The sequence below is a fragment of the Bacillus halotolerans genome, from assembly GCF_001517105.1.
Taxonomy (GTDB): Bacteria; Bacillota; Bacilli; order Bacillales; family Bacillaceae; genus Bacillus; species Bacillus halotolerans.
On the sequence record NZ_LPVF01000013.1, the window covers coordinates 268,048 to 285,779 of the forward strand.

Here is a 17,732-nt window from a genome sequence, read left to right on the forward strand (position 1 = left end):
CTTTTGCTGTTTCAGTTCGGCTCACCTACAGTCTGCAGACTGAATATACGGTGCAATTCCGATCTCCAGCCGTCTATTGGCTCTATTTTGACGCGCTCCTCTTTTTGTTCATACAGCGAAAGATCAAAACCGCAATGTGAACAGCATGGCATGCTTCCCTTATCGGGATCGTAGGTTTCATCAAAATAGGCTAACAGCGATTGTCTTAAACAGCCATCGCGATGAAGCAAAGCTGTTACGTGACGCATTTTATCAAGTTTCAGCTCCATGCGATACGTGATTTCCCGCTTGATCAGTTCAATTGATGTTTTCCCCTGCATAAAGAGATGGATGATCATTCGCGACTGCGTCTCTGTGATACCATATTGCATTAATAATTCGCGCAGCTTTCTTTCGTCCCGTTCTTCCGTTTCTTCCAGCACGCGAATAACATTGGCGATTTCCCCATCCGCAAGGCTCTCCATTTGGATAATCTGCTCTTGCAATTCGAAATCTCCAGGCGCTCTGAGCAAAATGCTGACACTCGGTTTTCCGTTACGCCCTGCTCTGCCGATTTCCTGCATAAAAGCTTCAGCCGTCTGCGGGAGATAAAAATGGATGACATATTTGATATCAGATTTATCAACACCCATTCCGAACGCATTTGTACAGCAAATGACATCAAGCTGGTTATTGATAAATTGCTGCTGAATTAACATTCTGTCACCAGAATCCATGCCGCCATGGTAATAATCAACCCTGCTGCTTGTTTTATTTTTAATTTCCTCCGCTAATTCCTCTGCCCATTTCCTTGTCGGACAATAGACAATTCCCGGTCCTTGCAGGTTTTCAACCAGCTGAATGACCCTATCTATTTTTTCGGCAGTATCCGCGGTATTTTCAACTTTGAGTGCAATATTCGGCCGGTTAACTGAGTTAAGATGCTGTTCGGCATGCTGCAGATCAAGCAAATTCATAACATCATGCAGCGTATCCTTCGTCGCCGTAGCCGTCAGAGCAAGCACCGGCGGATGTCCTAGTTTTTTTCTCAGCTGTCCAAGCTTTGAATAATCAGGCCTAAAATCATGTCCCCACTCCGATATACAATGCGCTTCATCAATAACAAAAAGACTGATCGGAACGCTCTTTAATTTTTCCAGGACATATGACGACTGCAAAGCTTCAGGCGACAGATACAAAAATTTGTAGCGGTGAATATGCTCCAAAACGAAATGTCTTTCCTGCCTGCCGAGCATGCTATTCAAAGCGGCAGCTCGTTTTTCTCCCCGCGCTTTCAGCTGCTGCACCTGATCCTCCATTAAAGAAAGCAAAGGAGAAACGATTAATATCATACCGTCAAGCATATAACCGGGCAACTGGTAGCAAAGAGACTTTCCTCCCCCTGTCGGAAGCATTGCAATGGTATCCTTTCCGCTGAGTACGCTTCTGATGATGTCCTCTTGCCCTTTTTTGAAGGAATGAAAACCAAAAAACTGATATAACGCTTGCTGTAATTTAGTCATACTGTTTCACCTGCTTTGCCAATGCCAGCCTGATTTGAAAGTAGCTGAACCGCTGCTCTAGGCCTTCTCGAATTTGTTTGATCTTGTTTGTCCGCATGCGTTTGGCGAACTCAGCAATTTGGAGCTGATCTTCAGCCGAAATATATCCATCAATTACAAAAGCCGGCTCATGAAGAGAAATTTCGACGATATGGTCTTCAATTGTGGCGGTTTTCAGCTTTCTGATTTCAGCAATTCGCTGAATCGGAATTCCTTGTCTGACCATCTGCCATGTTTTTCTCGTAGACTCAGTCAGTGCGTTCTCCAGGTGCACATCAGAAAGAAGATCCTTTAATATAGAATCTTCACATTGCGGCAAGGAATGAATAAAATAATGTACCGCAGCCCAAAACAAGACATAAACGTACCACTCGTCTTCTTTCAGATTGTCAGCAAGCTGCCTGCTCGTATAACCGATCCTATTATATGAAGTTAATGAGTAGACAAAGATAAGAGCTGCTTTCTCGTCAAGCTTTTGCAAATGATTCTCCAGCATATCCTGCAAGCCCCTTGCCAGTTTTTCATGGTCCTTTTGCTTGTGCATGTATCGCTTGACCCAGTGAAGCGTCTTATAATCTTTTGTGACGGGAATATAGTGTCTGCTGCTGTGCTGCTTATTTGACAATACCTGTACGAGAAGGGAAAGTCTTTTCCAGAGCACGCTTGCGGCCTGCTGAAAATAAGCGCCATGGCAATGGGCTGGCCAAGGCCGTTCACTCAGCGCCTGCCTCAACATGCTTTCGCCTCTAATAGTCACTCTGTATGTATCTGTTTCTGACATCGGATCCAGAAATGACTGCTGTTCAAGCTTGCGGAGTGAGGCTGAAATGTCGCTTCTTGAACATTGCGGAGCCATCCCAAAATATCTTGCAGTCTGAAATAAGCCGGCATCTTGAATGGTTTGTGACGATCTTTTTCCTTTGAATAAGTGAAAAACGGCACTTCCTGTCCGTTCCCCGTTTATTTTAGAAAGGCAATCGAGAACCATGATATCAAAGTAATTTAATGACAACCTATCCACCCACATTCTTCCTGACAAAAATCGCTGGTTTGTTCTTTTTATTTTAACAGATTTTAAACAGAAATCGACGTTTAAAGTCATTATTAGGGGGGATGTTATGTAGATAACCCCTTATGTGATAAGCATTCTCAATCATTTTTCTGTTGAAATGTGGCATCAACATCATTACAATAAGTAAGAGGAATAGGTGTTAAATTGATTAAATATAAAGATTGATCCATTTGTTCCACCAAGAACAATCTGGGAGGTTTTATTCATGGCAAAGTACACAATCGTAGACAAAGATACATGCATTGCATGCGGCGCTTGCGGAGCGGCTGCACCAGACATTTACGATTACGATGATGAAGGCATCGCGTTCGTAACGCTTGACGAAAACAAAGGCGTTGTCGAAGTTCCTGAAGTACTGGAAGAAGATATGATTGACGCATTTGAAGGATGCCCTACTGATTCCATCAAAGTGGCGGATGAGCCGTTTGAGGGCGACCCGCTTAAATTTGAATAGAAGTAATCGAAAAAGCTCCCCTGCGGGAGCTTTTTTTATTTAATGAATATGCGCGCTTCTTTGCTGTTCAATCCACGGTTTAAGCTTGATAAAGATTAGTGTGAACACAATCGTAATGACAATGCCTTTTATGACGTTAAATGGCAGGATACCAGCGACTACCGCTGTTTTCAGCGCACTGTCGGATAATGCCGGGGAGTGTAAAAACCATGTGTAGGCCGGAAGAATCAGAACATAATTCAGAATGCTCATCAGCACCGTCATAGCTGCAGTTCCAAGCAGAAGACTTACTGCCAGGCCTTTTGCTGAGTTCAGCTTTTTAAATAAGAAAGCAGTCGGCAAAATAAAGAGTGTTCCGGCAATGAAATTTGCAATTTGTCCTACAGGCACTCCAGCCATGCTCCCCTGAATGATATATTGAAGAACGTTTTTTATCGCTTCAACGGCAATACCCGCTAAAGGTCCGTATATAAGAATCGCAATAATGGCAGGGACATCACTGAAATCAATTTTTAAATAATCAGGAAGCCCCGGAAACGGAAAATTTAACAGCATCAAAACAAATGCGATGCTGCTCAGCATGCTGATCACGACTAATTTTTTCACTTTCAATTTGCTCTCTCCTTTTCGATCACATCTTACTCGAAAAGCGGAAAGGTTCTTTTTCCAGCCAATAAAAAAACCGCTCTATGATATAAAAGCGGGGTTTTAAAAATTTGGCTTGGTAAAGAAACGTTTGAAAACCATTCTTTCAAAACGCTGCTGAACCTCCATCTTCTCCCATCCAGACTATACTGTCGGCTTCGGAATCACACCGAATCCTGCTGTCAAAAACAGCTCGCGGGCTTAGAGCCATTGCTCATCACCGCCGGTAGGGAATTTCACCCTGCCCCGAAGATTGATCATATGAATTTGGTTCCATTATAAACGATAAAGGGTTGGTTGTATAGATAATTGCTTCAAATTAAATATAACGCCAAAAGTCTCTAAAACTGGTCAATTCCTCGCTTTCCTTTTATCCTTTACTGCGTCAATACACATTGACACTCTATTGAGAATATGTTAAATTATCAGATATTTAGTTTGTCAATTTAGGAGGAAATCTTACGATGTTTCGAGTATTGGTCTCAGACAAAATGAGCAACGACGGCTTACAACCACTTATTGAATCAGACTTTATTGAAATCGTCCAAAAAAACGTAGCAGATGCAGAGGATGAATTACATACCTTTGATGCTCTATTGGTGCGAAGCGCGACAAAAGTAACAGAAGACCTTTTTCAAAAAATGACTTCTTTAAAAATCGTCGGAAGAGCCGGTGTCGGTGTGGATAATATCGACATTGACGAAGCGACGAAACACGGGGTAATTGTTATTAATGCGCCAAACGGAAACACAATTTCCACAGCTGAGCACACATTCGCGATGATCTCATCTTTAATGAGACACATCCCTCAGGCCAATATTTCTGTAAAATCCAGAGAATGGAACCGCACAGCATATGTCGGTTCGGAACTTTACGGCAAAACACTTGGAATTGTAGGATTAGGCAGAATCGGAAGCGAAATTGCACAGCGTGCGAGAGCCTTCGGTATGACCGTGCACGTTTTTGATCCTTTCTTAACAGAAGAAAGAGCGAAAAAAATCGGTGTAAACAGCCGTACGTTCGAAGAAGTCTTGGAAAGCGCAGATATCATCACTGTGCATACACCATTAACAAAAGAAACAAAAGGCTTATTAAACAAAGAAACAATTGCAAAAACGAAAAAAGGTGTTCGCTTAATTAACTGTGCACGAGGCGGCATTATCGATGAGGCAGCTCTTCTTGAAGCTTTAGAAAGCGGCCATGTTGCCGGTGCGGCGCTTGACGTTTTTGAAGTTGAACCGCCAGTTGATAATAAACTCGTTGACCACCTGTTAGTGATTGCCACTCCTCACCTAGGGGCATCGACAAAAGAAGCGCAGCTGAATGTTGCAGCGCAAGTATCAGAAGAAGTTCTGCAGTTCGCAAAAGGTCTTCCTGTTATGTCAGCCATTAACCTGCCTGCCATGACAAAAGATGAATTCGCTAAGATTAAGCCGTACCACCAAATCGCAGGAAAAATCGGCAGCCTCGTATCACAATGCATGAAAGAGCCGGTACAGGATGTCGCGATTCAATATGAAGGCACAATTGCTAAACTTGAAACATCGTTTATTACAAAAAGCCTTCTTTCAGGCTTCTTAAAACCACGCGTTGACTCAACAGTTAACGAAGTAAATGCGGGCGGTGTCGCAAAAGAACGCGGCATTAGCTTTAGTGAAAAGATTTCCACTTCTGAATCTGGATACGATAATTGCATTAGCGTAAAAGTGACAGGAGACCGCAGCACCTTTACCGTTACAGCTACCTATATCCCTCATTTCGGAGAACGCATTGTCGAAATCAACGGGTTTAATATCGACTTTTATCCAACAGGCCACCTGGTTTACATCCAGCATCAGGATACGACGGGGGTCATCGGCCGAGTGGGACGTATTCTCGGAGATAACGATATTAACATTGCAACCATGCAGGTCGGCCGTAAAGAAAAAGGCGGAGAAGCCATCATGATGCTTTCTTTTGACAGACATTTAGAAGATAAAATTGTGAAAGAACTAACAGATGTTCCTGATATCGTGTCTGTGAAACTTATTGATCTTCCATAATGAAAAAAACTCAAGCTCTGCAGCTTGAGTTTTTTTCTGCTTTTTAACCATTTCCTGTTTATGTATGTTTGTGCAGTACTTCTAACACGTTTCTCAGCTCGGATACAGGTATTTGCCCAGGTGCTGAAGCCTCTTCTCCTGCGCCGAATGTGCAAGCTGATCCAAATACCTCACCGCTCAGCCTGCTGACTAATCCCGTTCCCGCCATTGACATTGTGATCATCGGTCGGTCCGCATATTTTGTCTTCATCGTATACGTCGCATCAAGCAAGGTTAAAAGATCTCCTGCATCCTTCGGCATTACGGCTATTTTCGGAATATGCGCTCCTAACTCCTGCATTTTACGAAGCCGGGAAATGATCTCGTCCTTTGCAGGTGTTTTCTGAAAGTCATGATTAGACATAATCACGTAGACACCATTTTCTTCTGCTAAAGATACTAACGCTTCAACGTTGGCCTCTCCTGAAAATAATTCAATATCGATAAAGTCTATATCTTTTGTGCGGATAGCCGTTTCCAGCAAAGCGATGTAGGAACGTACATCCATTTCTTTGCTCCCGCCTTCTTTATGCGATCTGAATGTAAATAGAAACAGCTTGTCTCTCAAAGACTCTCGCAGTTTTGAGATCATCTTTATGACTGCTTCGCTGTCGTCTGCTTTTTCAAATACATCGACTCGCCACTCGACAATATCCGGATCCAGTAATTTCACAGCTTCTGCTTCTTTTAAAATTTGCTTTTCTGTTTTCCCCATCAGCGGAACGATGATTTTCGGCATCCCTTCACCGATGGAAACTCCTTTGATTGTTAACACGTTCACTCGTCTCAAATCCTTTCAATCTTTACCTTGTTTTATTATACACGGACAAGTTTTTTTTGAAAATTTCTATTATATGAAAAGCAACGAAAAAAGAGCCTGAAAAAAGGCTCTTTTAATTTAAGGAAATCGGATTTGGAGCAGCTGGAACCGGAATAGCTTCTGATACATCGTATCTGCCGATTTTTTTTGTTCCCGTTTCCGCAAAGGTCACTTCTGTAAAGCCAAACTCCTTTGCTGTTAAAAGAAGTCCCTCCAGCATTAAGATGCCGGCAATAGAATCCTCAACCCTCGAGTGTTTTGAGAAATGGATATATAAGTGATTCTGTTTCTCCGTTACAGATTTGACGGCACCTGCTTGAATAAGAGGTGCAGTATTTGTTTGATTGCTCGATTCCATTTCCTTAATAGCTTCTTTTACAGTATTAAATGTTCTTTCTGTTGGAACGAGAAAGTCTTGTCCTTGTTCATTTTGGTACAAGGAGTAGGCTCTGTTCGACTGTTTAGGAATAGGAATTTCAGTAAAAGTACCATTTGAGCCAATACTGGCGCCGTCCTTTTTCTGCTCCGATGAAAAAATTTTGATTTTTTCATAGGGACTCCATTTTAAAGATTCTTTCAGCAAATTTTTTAGTATTGCGTCGTCTTTTACAGAAAAAGCCTCAATGGGCTGATCGACTTGTATATGTAATTCCTTATGATTTTGGTTTTCCTTTACTTCCACTTCATCCATGAAGGAGGGAATTGTGATGGCGTGATCAAGGATATCCAATTGATCACTTTCAAACAGCACCTCCTGTATGGTTTGGTTTGATTTCGTTTTTTTAATGCTGACGGGTATAATTGTGGATGTTTCGGCATCGGCAATTGCTACAGTCGTATAGTTGTTCTGCTCCTTTTCAGGAACAACTAACGATGACTGATCCAGGGATAATGCAGCTTTTTTGCTGTCTGCTGTCTCAGTTTTCGTTATAGCGTTTTCTTGGGACGCTTCTTTTTGTTGAGGCTGTGCCTGATCAAAGAAATGAGGAGAAATAATGAAGGCGATATAAACCGCAACCGCAGTGGCACATGCGGGGCCAATCCACCTAACAGCGGACTTTTTTTTGCTTTTTGCCATCGAAAGCCGCTTATATATGTCTTGCGGAGAACGATGGTCTTTAACTGCCGGCAGTTGACTTAACAACTCCTTTATCTGTTCTTCGTTCCAATCTGGCTTCATCATCCACTAGCTCCTCCCTCAAAAGCTCCATATGTTTCCGAAGTACTTTGAGCCCTCTGTGTTGGGTCGTTTTCACTTTGCTTTCCGAGAAGCGCAGAGCATTGGCTGTTTCCTGTATTGAATATCCCTGAATAAACCGTAAGATAATCACAGCTCTTTGATCGATCGTACATTGATCGAGCGCAGCATAAATTTCCCGGACATTTTCATGTTGAACCGCGAGTTCGTCCGGAAGCAATTGCTGATCTCTGACATCCTGTGTATCCCAATCAAATGTCCCGAGTACACGCTGTCTGATCGTCTGCTGCTTACGGAACCAGTCTATCGCCACATGGCGTGCAATCGACAAAAGCCATGTTTTTTCACTGCTTCTTCCTTCAAACGTATGATATGAATTTAATACACGAATATAAACCTCCTGAAGAAGGTCTTCAGCCTGGCTTTTATCCTTTACCATATAAAATAAAAATTGATATAAATCTTGATGGTAAGTTTTATATAACGCTTGAAAGGTTTCTTCCATAGGAAACCCCTCCGTTTCTTTAGTCGTAATAATAGCTTAAAAGTTACATTACAACTATATTACGAGAAACTGGAATTTGGAAGGGAATTTATATTAACATATCCTTAAATTTTATTAAGAAAAACCTTTTAAAAAACACCCGCTTGGATCAGCGGGTGTTTCTTATGGAACAAGATTCTTCGGCAAATTCAGACTCGACTTGATCATTTTGTCGGAATATAAAACGTAAACGTCGTTCCTTTGTCCATCCGGCTGTGCACCGTAATGGTACCGTTGTGAGCTTCCACAATATTTTTAACAATAGCAAGTCCCAGTCCGGTTCCTGCTCTGCCTCTTGTCCGTGCTTTATCCGCTTTATAGAACCGCTCAAAAATAAATGGCAGATCCTCTTCCGGTATGCCGGAGCCGGAATCTTTGACGTCTATTTTTATTCCATCCTTAACCGTATGAACGGAGATGGAGACACTGCCGCCTGATTGAGTATGACGCAGCGCGTTATCAATTAAATTGGTAAACACCTGCTCCATCTTATCTTCATCAAACATAAATTCCTCTTCAGTGAGAGAAATGTCCTGATGCAAAGAAATATTTTTTTCTTTGGCAACACCGGAAAATTTGCGCATGATCTTTTCTATAAATTCATTAAGATTGATTTGTTCATAATGCAATCCAGTATGCCCTGATTCCATTCGCGCTAAATCAAGCAAATCGTTGACAAGGCGGCCCATTCGCAGCGACTCGTCATATATAATTTGAGCAATCTCTTTTCGGTCTTCTTCGGAGCTCGCAATGTCATCGACAATGGCTTCACTGTACCCTTGAAGCATGGAGATCGGCGTTCTTAATTCATGGCTGACATTTGCGATAAAGTCTTCGCGCAATTTATCAAGGCGGCGTTCTTCGGTCATATCTCGAAGAACGGCAACCGCGCCTCTGACATGCGATTCCGCATACAGCGGCGACATCAGCAGCACCCATGATCTGCCCTGCAGCGTCATTTCAATCATTTGTTCTTTTTCTGTGCTGACAGCATTTTGGAACAGTTCTTTTGCTTCTGGCGGAAGATTGTCGCCTTCTTTAATATTCATATTCTGCTCATAATACCAAGCCTGCAGAAAACGTTCGGCCGGCGGGTTTGTCACGAGAATCGTGCCGTCGATATTGATGGTAATCACTCCGTCAGCCATACTGCTTAATATGTTTGAAAGCTGTTCTTTTTCTTGGTTGAGGGCATTGATATGAAAATTAAGCTGCCGTCCCATTTGATTAAAGGCGGTTGCCAGCTCACCGATTTCATCCTGGGTTAAAATCGGGATTTTCGTGTCAAACTTGCCCTTTGCCAAATCCTGTGCGCCCTCTCTCATTTTTCGAAGCGGATACGTGACCCTGCTTGATAAAAAGAAAGCAAAAAATGTGGTCAGCACAATCGCAATGCCTGCGGCAAGGAATATATAACGGGTCGTGTGTTTTGTTGTGTCTTTGACAGCAAGCAGAGACTGAGATAAAAAGACCATGCCTTTTTTTCCGTCTTTTTCATACGGAACACCCACAATCAGGCGTTCATTATCCGTGTCTCTGCCACTCAGGCCCGTGCGTTTACTGACTTTTTTATGGTTGTCCAGAGCCTGATGTAAATCCTTGTCCCGCTGTATTTGCTCTAGCGTGATAGATGAGAGCCGATTTTTATCGTTCGGCGAATACCAGTATTTTTTCTCATCCTGTATGATCGCAATGCTTGTTAAGTTATCAGCGAGCTCCCAGGTGATCGACCTTGCCAGCGCCTGATCCTCGTGTTTTTCTAAGATGACTGCGACTTTATTTGCAAGCTGGGTTAAATCATTTTCGGCTTCTTCCACATGATAATTTTCGATAAACTCGAGTAAAAGCACCGTTAAAATAAATAATACGATCAGGACAAGAGAAAGGATCGTAGCCCACAGCTTGCCTACTACGCTTTTCCAAAATTTCATTCAGCGCCTACCTCGAATTTATAACCGACGCCCCATACGGTGACGATTTTTTTGGCAGCTCCCGGTGATACTTTATTGAGCTTTTCCCGGAGACGTTTGACGTGTGTGTCTACTGTACGCAGATCGCCAAAAAATTCATACTGCCACACTTCCTTGAGAAGCTTTTCCCGATCATACACTTTGTCAGGCGTTTTCGCTAAGAAGTAAAGGAGCTCATACTCTTTCGGTGTTAAGCTCACTTCAGTTCCGTCAGCAGTTACCCGATGGGCATCATGATCGATTGACAGATGAGAAAACACCAATACGTTTTTCGTCGGCGTATTCGCATTGAAATAAGAGTTTTGAGATGCCCTTCTCAGAAGCGCTTTTACCCGCAGCACAACTTCTCTCGGACTAAACGGTTTGACAATGTAATCATCTGTTCCCGATTCAAACCCCTGCACCCGGTTTGCTTCTTCTCCTTTTGCGGTCAGCATGATGATTGGTGTAGCTTTTTTTTCGCGAATTTGGCGGCAGACCTCAATTCCGTCTGTGCCAGGCATCATTAGGTCAAGCAAAATTAAGTCATAATTGGTTTCGAGGCCTTTGGCAATGGCCTCATCACCATTTTCCGCTTCTTCAATCACATAATTTTCACGTTCAAGATACATTTTTAAAAGGCGGCGAATTCTGGCTTCGTCATCAACTACTAATATTTTGGTTTCATTGGTTTGGTCCATCGTTTTCCCCCTGCTTTCCTTCTGTTACTTTCATTTTATCAAATCATGAGAAAGTTTGAGAACTGTATCGCTTTGTTCTGGACTATGCATAAGAATGAAGTCCGGCAAGCACAAGATTTACGAATATTAAATTGAACATAATGATAGCAAAACCGATTACGGCCAGCCATGCTGATTTCTCACCGTGCCACCCTCTTGACAGCCTTAAATGCAAATAAGCGGCGTAAAACAAAAACGTGATCAGCGCCCATACTTCCTTCGGGTCCCAGCCCCAAAATCTCGTCCAAGCGAGCTGAGCCCAAATCATTGCAAAGATCAGCGCGCCGAGTGTAAAAATCGGAAAACCGATGGAAACGGCTCTGTAGCCAACCTCATCTACCAGATCAAGATTCACGTTTTTCACCAGAGGATGGAAACAGGCACTGATTCTTTTTCTGACGATCAGCCGAAGCGCTCCGTACAATAGGAGTCCAGCTCCAAACGACCAAATCACTGTGTTTACCTTTCTGCCTGAGAAAAGGGCCGGAAGCTCTGCAATGGGCTGCATTTTCCCCTCGGTGATAAGCTTACCCTCATGCGGACCTACAAGTGCGGGCATTTCATAGACCATCACGCTTTTTTCCTTATTCTTATCCACCCAGTTAAACTCAGCTTCATAGCCGGCAAAACGAAACACAGATGTTATCACAATAAAGGCAACTGCCGTCACCATAATAAACATGATAGCTTCAAGCCAAAAGGTTTTTTTACTTGGTTTTGTCTGGTCAACATGCTTCAAAAGAAAAATGACACCTGCGACAAAACTGATGGCGAGTATAGCTTGCCCCAGCGCGGCCGTGGTTACGTGGATATACAGCCAATTGCTCTGCAATGACGGAATTAAAGGCGAAATGTCCGTCGGAAACATGCTGGCGTATGCAATCAGCAATAAAGCGATCGATAATGTAAACAGACCTAATGAAGGCAATTGATAGATAAAATAAAGGATAATAAACGCAAGCACAAGCATCATGCCAAAGGCTGTTGTAAATTCAAACATGTTGCTGACAGGCGCATGGCCGCTGGCAGCCCACCTTGTAATAAAATAGCCCAGGTGGCAGAGAAAACCGATAATCGAAAGGGTAATTCCGATCGTCGCCCACCGGTTTGCCCTGTCTTTTTTAATTTTCCTTCCTCGTATGGCCCCGCCGAAAATCGGGACCGCGATTAAATACACGAGAAAGGCCGCATAAAGAAAATTTCCGCTCAGCTCCGCCATGACACCACTCCCTTTTCGCCTATTTCTGTGTTTTCATTAATTCTTTTTGGTCTGCTGGTTCAGTCAGCCCCGTATCGGCTAAAACAAATTCTAAATCCCGCTTCAGTCCGTACCAGTTTTTATTGGTATGGCCGGCAACCATGACTGCACCTTCCTGTGTATGCAGCCAGATTCTGCGGTGCTGCCAGTACATTCCTTGAATGACGCCAATCATAAAAATGGCTCCGCCGATGGCAAGCACCCAAAGCGTCAGATCTTTTCTGACTGTCAGGCCGGTTATGTTTTTCGTTTCGACATGGTCAAATTTTAACTTGTATTTATTGCTGCCCGACCCTTCAATTGTTTCTTGAATGGCAACAAAGCTTTTTTCGCCTTTTGGCTTATCTGGCGTTATGATATTAAAGACAAACGCCGGATTGTTAGGGATTTTTGTTTTTGTACTCGGCTCTCCGTCCTGATTAAAATAGAAGTCAGGAAGGTAGCTGGCAACCTCAACTTTGTAACCGTTGCCAAGATCATAAACCGAATCTGGATCCAATAGGTTGATCTTTAAGCTCCCAAAGGATTTTTTTGATTTTTTGTCAATCAGCTGAAACACCATCTGATCGAGCTGATTCTCTTTATAATCCACCTGATAAACAGAAAACGAATCAAAGCGCAGCGGCTGGTTGACACGAATATCTTCTTCTTTTATTTTTTTCAGCTTCGGCTTCTCTCCATAGACAATTTTGCCTTCCCGTTTATAGAGTACCGCATCTGTTTGAAAGTTTTTCGCGACCTTTCCGCTTCCGACTCTGTCAATGGCATCAGCGAACACCTTTTTTTCTGTCTCGCTGTTATAAGTCTCTACGCTGAATTGATTGTTTTTCAAATAATATCTTCCGTCTGTGCCTGGAATTGCCGCAGTTTCGCCTTCTCTGACCCAGAGCGTTTCATCGACGTACATGCCCGGCACAAATCTCAGCATTGCGCCAATCAGGAAAATGATTAATCCTATGTGATTGACATACGGACCCCAACGGGAAAAACGCCCTTTTTCCGCCAGAATGCTGCCCTCTTGTTCTCGTATTCTATAACGCTTTTTCTTTAAGAGAGTCACAATCTTTTCTTTTTCTTCAAGGTTGAGCTCGGTCTCCGTTTCACTGAACAGCCGCTGTCTTTTTAAGAAAACAGGGCTTCTCCTGACCCCCTGATTTTTCAATGCTCTGTACAATGGAATCACACGGTCAAGGCTGCAGATGACAAGAGAAATGCCGATTGAGGCAATCAGCAGCAAATACCACCAAGATCCATATAAATGATGGAACCCGAGTAAATAATAAAGCTGGCCGAACGTGCCGTATTGTTCTTTATAATATGTATCAGCCTGAGCGCCGGGGGGCAAATAGGCTTCTTGAGGAAAAATCGTCCCGAATGCTGATGCTGCAAGGGTTATGACGATAAGCCATATTCCGACCTTAACCGAAGAAAAGAAGTTCCATATTTTATCAATGAACGTTTTGTTATAGGTTTGTGAACGTCTCGCACTTCCATCGTATCTCATATCAGCAAGCGGGGTCTGCGTTTCCTGAAGCGCCCTGCCGCACGATTCACATAAAACAGTTCCGACCGGGTTGATATGTCCGCATTCACATTTTACCTGCTTCATCCCGAAGTCGCTCCGGGTTTTATCAGATTCATATAGTCATGGATCATGCTTTCTGTCATAGTGCCGGTCACCACCTTGACAACTTTTCCTTCCGGATTGATTAAAAAGGTTGTCGGAAGCGGAGATACGCCATAGGCATCAAGCACCTGACGATCTGTATCCAGAACAACCGGAAAATTTACTCCGTAGGATTTCATAAAATTATGTACTGCTATCTTTGACTCCCCAACATTTACCGCGACAATTTCAACGCCTTGGTCTTTAAAATATTTGTATTGGTTCGCCATATAAGGAAATTCTTTTTTGCACGGCTCACACCAGGTGCCCCAGAAATTCAAAAAAACACCTTTTCCTTTTAAGTCACTTAGCTCAATACGTTCCCCATTCGTATCTTCAAGGACAAAATTCGGTGCCTCGGACCCTTCGGATATGCTCTCTTTGTCGGCAAATACAGCATTGTATATTGTATAGGCCAGCGCGCAGATTAAAACGAGAAGGATGCCGGTCCGAATGAATAAACGCCTTTTTTTCTTCATTGTCCACTGCCCCCTTCCCCTATTGCAGATCCATTCAATTATATCATTTCACAATCATTTCATATTTCTAACTTTTTGAAGGTTATGTGAAACTTAGAAAGCGTTTTTACCGTGTTCCGCTAGCGCTCTGAGTCTTTTGACTTCGTGCGGCGTAAGCTCTCTTGCGTCTCCCGTATTTAAGCCTCTCAGGTTTAAAAATGCGTATTCTTCCCGCTTCAGCTTAATGACTTCATGTCCGATTGCTTCAAACATGCGGCGCACTTGCCTGTTCCGTCCTTCATGGATGGTCAGCTGTATAATGCTTGTTTGTTTTTTCTTATCCAATGAAAGCAGCTTCGCTTTGGCAGGCGCTGTTTTGCCTTCCTCCAGCATAATGCCGCGCTCCAGCTTTCTGATCAGCTCTTTAGACGGTATGCCTTTTACCTTTGCTACATATGTTTTGTTTATTTCATATTTAGGGTGCATCAGTTTGTTGGCAAACTCGCCGTCATTGGTTAAAAGCAAAAGACCGCTAGTATCGTAATCCAGACGTCCGACCGGATAAATGCGCTGCGGCACTTCTCTTAAAAAGTCCGTCACGACCTTGCGCCCTTTGTCATCTTCCGCTGCGGAAATCACGCCCCTTGGTTTATATAGAAGAAAATAAACAGGCTCTTCACGTTCCACCTTCAAGCCGTTTACTTCAATCTGATCAGAACCGGTGACTTTAACACCAAGCTCTGTTATTACTTTGCCGTTCACCTTTACTTTTCCTTCTTTAATCAGCTCTTCTGCCTTTCTGCGCGATGCAACTCCGGCGTGAGCAATTACTTTTTGCAGTCTTTCCATGTCTTTCACCTCAAGTATTATCTTACTTTTTTCAACCTGAACAAACAAGCTTTTTCAGATTTCGCATGCTTTATCTAAAAAAACGCCATTTTCAGGCGCTCCCAAATAATAACGTAACGATGATGATAGATGCAACTACACCGATTAAATCAGCAAGAAGTCCCACCTTTAACGCATCACCCATTTTTTTAATGCCGACCGCTCCGAAATACACCGTCAGCACATAAAGTGTTGTATCCGTTGATCCCTGCATCACCGAAGCCAGCCTGCCAATAAAGGAGTCCGGTCCATACACTGCAATTAAATCGGTGGTCATACCCAGAGCAGCCGTACCGGAGATCGGACGAATCAGCGCAAGCGGAACCACCTCAGCCGGTATGCCGAAGGCGGAAAAGACAGGCTTTAAAAAATCCATAAAAAAGTCAAGCGCCCCTGATGATCTGAAAACAGTAATCGCAACTAGCATCCCGACTAAGTAGGGGATAATCGAAAATGCGATCTCAATTCCTTCTTTTCCGCCTTCAACAAAGGATTCATATGTCGGCACCTTTTTGATTGTTCCATAAAGAAGAATGCCGGCAATAATAATAGGGATCATGGCTAAAGACAGCCAGTTGATAATTTCCATCGGCTTACCTCCCCTTCTTTTTACGGCGGTAATAAAAATACCGGTCAATAATAATGGCGCCGATTCCAGAAATAAGTGTCGCCAAAATGCTCGGTCCGACGATATCTGTCGGTGTTTTGGAGGAATAGGCCATTCGCACGGCAATAACCGTTGTCGGGATGAGAGTAATGCACGAAGTATTAACAGCTAAAAAAGTGATCATGGAACGGCTCGCTTCCGAATGGTTTCCATTCAGCTTTTTCATTTGCTCCATTGCTTTAATGCCAAGAGGTGTGGCCGCGTTCCCGAGGCCGAAGAAGTTCGCCATGAGATTTGATAAAATGTAGCCCATTGCTGGATGATCCGGCGGTATGTCAGGAAACAGCTTAGAAATAAAAGGCCTGCACAGACGGCTGAAAATATCCAGCAGTCCTGACTGTTCAGCTATTTTCATTAAACCAAGCCAAAAAACAAGCACGCTCATAAGTCCAAATGAGATTGTGACAGCTTCTTTGGCTCCTTTAAACACCGCCTCATTTACATCCTGCAGCGTTCCATTGCACATCGCAAATACTAGCCCGATCACAGTTAAGCTGACCCAGATTATATTGACCATTTTGCCCCGCCAGCCGCATTCAGAAAAATGGATTGAAACGTTTCAAAAAACTTTTTTTCGGTTTTTGATTTCGTTCGTTTTCGTAATAGATCGGCACTTTTGCGATGGTTTCATCGTTGAACATGACTTTCATATGTCCTACAATATCCGGAATTTTTGAGACATCCTTTTCCCAGGCTTTTTTCGGTTTGAGCAGGGTAGTGTTGATTTTGACATCTTCTTTTTCTTCTTCGGTAAGCAAATAGGTGATGTCCCGTTTGATGAAAGCTTTAGACTCATAAAATGTACCTTTGAGCTTCGGAATATCTCCTTTTTTTGCGATTAAATATGTTTGATAATGATCAAATACATAGTTAAACATATTCATATGATCATCCCAATCGTCGGGGTCATTAATGGTAACGGCTATCAGATTAACGCCGTCCTTTGAAGCGGTTGAAACGAGTGTGCGTTTTGCAAGCTTGGTATAGCCTGTTTTCCCCCCTGTGCTGTATGGATACAGCATCGTCAGCAATTTATTTTTGTTTTTCCATACGCTTTCCATTGTTTCTGCTTTGTATATTTTTGTGCCGGAGATGGTTTGATAGTCTTTGAGCTTCATGGCGTATTTCGTTAAAACAGCCATGTCATAAGCTGTTGAGTAGTGATTTTCATGGTCATCCAATCCGTGCGGGTTTTGAAAACGGGTATTTTCCATACCGATTTGTTCTGCTTTTTGGTTCATCATATAGACAAATCCATCGAGGCTTCCCCCGACATACTCAGCAATCGCAACAGCAGCATCGTTCCCGGATCTCAGCATCAGGCCATACACAAGATCCTTTAATTTTACTTTTTGCCCTTCGGTTAAATAAATGGCCGAACCCTCTGTTCTGACCGCATTTGCAGAAACGGTCACGGTTTCTTCCATTTTTCCGGATTCAATGGCGAGAACAGCGGTCATGATCTTTGTAATACTGGCAATCCGCCTTTTTTCATGCTCGTCCTTGGCAAATAACACTCTTCCTGATGTGCCGTCAATGACAATGGCGCTCTTCGCACTGACATTTATAGCTGCATGTGCTGTGTTCACATTTACATTGGCAAATAGAAAAGAAATGATGACGATTAATACAGCTTTTTTAAAAATGCGCATGTTTGTTCACGTCCTTGTGGTGGTTTGTACAAGTTTATGCGCATGTCCATCAGTTATGAATAACAATTGTGTCATGGCCTGCAAACATAAAAAAACTCT

Annotated in this window: 16 protein-coding genes, 1 pseudogene and 1 riboswitch; of the genes and pseudogenes, 2 read left to right on the plus strand and 15 right to left on the minus strand. The window is 43.0% G+C overall.

What is annotated here, in order from left to right; genetic code table 11:
* Nucleotides 1-11: 11 nt before the first annotated feature.
* Complete coding sequence (locus AU387_RS19415; protein ID WP_044154973.1) at nt 12-1,502, minus strand: RecQ family ATP-dependent DNA helicase; 1,491 nt, start codon at nt 1,500-1,502, stop codon at nt 12-14.
* Nucleotides 1,495-2,553, minus strand: a complete 1,059-nt coding sequence (locus AU387_RS19420; protein WP_059336634.1) for a YpbB family protein — start codon at nt 2,551-2,553, stop codon at nt 1,495-1,497. Before AU387_RS19420 ends, AU387_RS19415 begins: the two co-directional genes overlap by 8 nt.
* A 265-nt stretch (nt 2,554-2,818) precedes the next feature.
* Here AU387_RS19420 and AU387_RS19425 point away from each other — a divergent pair, with 265 nt between their 5' ends.
* Nucleotides 2,819-3,067 (plus strand): ferredoxin, encoded by a 249-nt coding sequence (locus tag AU387_RS19425; RefSeq protein WP_003225461.1) that lies wholly within the window; start codon nt 2,819-2,821, stop codon nt 3,065-3,067.
* Nucleotides 3,068-3,106: 39 nt separating this feature from the next.
* Here AU387_RS19425 and fmnP read toward each other — a convergent pair whose 3' ends face one another.
* The gene (gene fmnP / locus AU387_RS19430; RefSeq protein WP_024121894.1) at nt 3,107-3,679 is read right to left on the minus strand and encodes a riboflavin transporter FmnP; all 573 of its coding nucleotides are present in this window, start codon (nt 3,677-3,679) and stop codon (nt 3,107-3,109) included.
* 156 nt (nt 3,680-3,835) lie between these two features.
* Nucleotides 3,836-3,970, minus strand: a riboswitch (FMN riboswitch).
* A 206-nt stretch (nt 3,971-4,176) separates the two neighbouring features.
* Here fmnP and serA point away from each other — a divergent pair.
* Nucleotides 4,177-5,754, plus strand: a complete 1,578-nt coding sequence (serA, locus tag AU387_RS19435; RefSeq protein WP_059336635.1) for a phosphoglycerate dehydrogenase — start codon at nt 4,177-4,179, stop codon at nt 5,752-5,754.
* Nucleotides 5,755-5,812: 58 nt separating this feature from the next.
* On the opposite strand, the gene aroD is transcribed toward serA, so the two are convergent.
* The 12 genes and pseudogenes from aroD to AU387_RS19495 form a co-directional block, all read right to left on the minus strand.
* Nucleotides 5,813-6,574: a type I 3-dehydroquinate dehydratase gene (aroD, locus tag AU387_RS19440; RefSeq protein ID WP_059336636.1), complete on the minus strand. Its 762-nt coding sequence runs from the start codon at nt 6,572-6,574 to the stop codon at nt 5,813-5,815.
* 112 nt (nt 6,575-6,686) lie between these two features.
* The gene (locus tag AU387_RS19445) at nt 6,687-7,796 is read right to left on the minus strand and encodes a hypothetical protein (RefSeq protein ID WP_059336637.1); all 1,110 of its coding nucleotides are present in this window, start codon (nt 7,794-7,796) and stop codon (nt 6,687-6,689) included.
* Nucleotides 7,732-8,316, minus strand: a complete 585-nt coding sequence (sigX, locus tag AU387_RS19450; protein ID WP_059336638.1) for an RNA polymerase sigma factor SigX — start codon at nt 8,314-8,316, stop codon at nt 7,732-7,734. The genes AU387_RS19445 and sigX overlap by 65 nt, the downstream gene beginning before the upstream one ends.
* Nucleotides 8,317-8,519: 203 nt before the next feature.
* Nucleotides 8,520-10,286, minus strand: coding sequence for a sensor histidine kinase ResE (gene resE / locus AU387_RS19455; protein ID WP_059293678.1), 1,767 nt, complete (start codon nt 10,284-10,286; stop codon nt 8,520-8,522).
* Nucleotides 10,283-11,005 (minus strand): DNA-binding response regulator ResD, encoded by a 723-nt coding sequence (gene resD / locus AU387_RS19460; RefSeq protein WP_010334777.1) that lies wholly within the window; start codon nt 11,003-11,005, stop codon nt 10,283-10,285. Before resD ends, resE begins: the two co-directional genes overlap by 4 nt.
* Nucleotides 11,006-11,087: 82 nt before the next feature.
* Nucleotides 11,088-12,263 (minus strand): c-type cytochrome biogenesis protein CcsB, encoded by a 1,176-nt coding sequence (gene ccsB, locus AU387_RS19465; RefSeq protein WP_059336639.1) that lies wholly within the window; start codon nt 12,261-12,263, stop codon nt 11,088-11,090.
* A 19-nt stretch (nt 12,264-12,282) separates the two neighbouring features.
* A complete protein-coding gene (resB, locus tag AU387_RS19470; protein WP_059336640.1) occupies nt 12,283-13,911 on the minus strand; it encodes a cytochrome c biogenesis protein ResB in 1,629 nt (542 codons plus the stop codon).
* Nucleotides 13,908-14,447 carry a thiol-disulfide oxidoreductase ResA gene (gene resA / locus AU387_RS19475; protein WP_044154915.1) on the minus strand — a complete coding sequence of 180 codons (540 nt, stop codon included), beginning with the start codon at nt 14,445-14,447 and terminating at the stop codon, nt 13,908-13,910. Before resA ends, resB begins: the two co-directional genes overlap by 4 nt.
* Nucleotides 14,448-14,540: 93 nt before the next feature.
* Nucleotides 14,541-15,275 (minus strand): 23S rRNA pseudouridine(2605) synthase RluB, encoded by a 735-nt coding sequence (gene rluB, locus AU387_RS19480; RefSeq protein ID WP_044154911.1) that lies wholly within the window; start codon nt 15,273-15,275, stop codon nt 14,541-14,543.
* Nucleotides 15,276-15,366: 91 nt separating this feature from the next.
* Nucleotides 15,367-15,903, minus strand: coding sequence for a spore maturation protein SpmB (gene spmB / locus AU387_RS19485; protein ID WP_044154903.1), 537 nt, complete (start codon nt 15,901-15,903; stop codon nt 15,367-15,369).
* Between the two features lie 4 nt (nt 15,904-15,907).
* Nucleotides 15,908-16,498 carry a spore maturation protein SpmA gene (spmA, locus tag AU387_RS19490; protein ID WP_059336641.1) on the minus strand — a complete coding sequence of 197 codons (591 nt, stop codon included), beginning with the start codon at nt 16,496-16,498 and terminating at the stop codon, nt 15,908-15,910.
* Nucleotides 16,486-17,633, minus strand: a pseudogene (locus AU387_RS19495) (D-alanyl-D-alanine carboxypeptidase family protein). Before AU387_RS19495 ends, spmA begins: the two are co-directional and overlap by 13 nt.
* Nucleotides 17,634-17,732 lie beyond the last annotated feature (99 nt).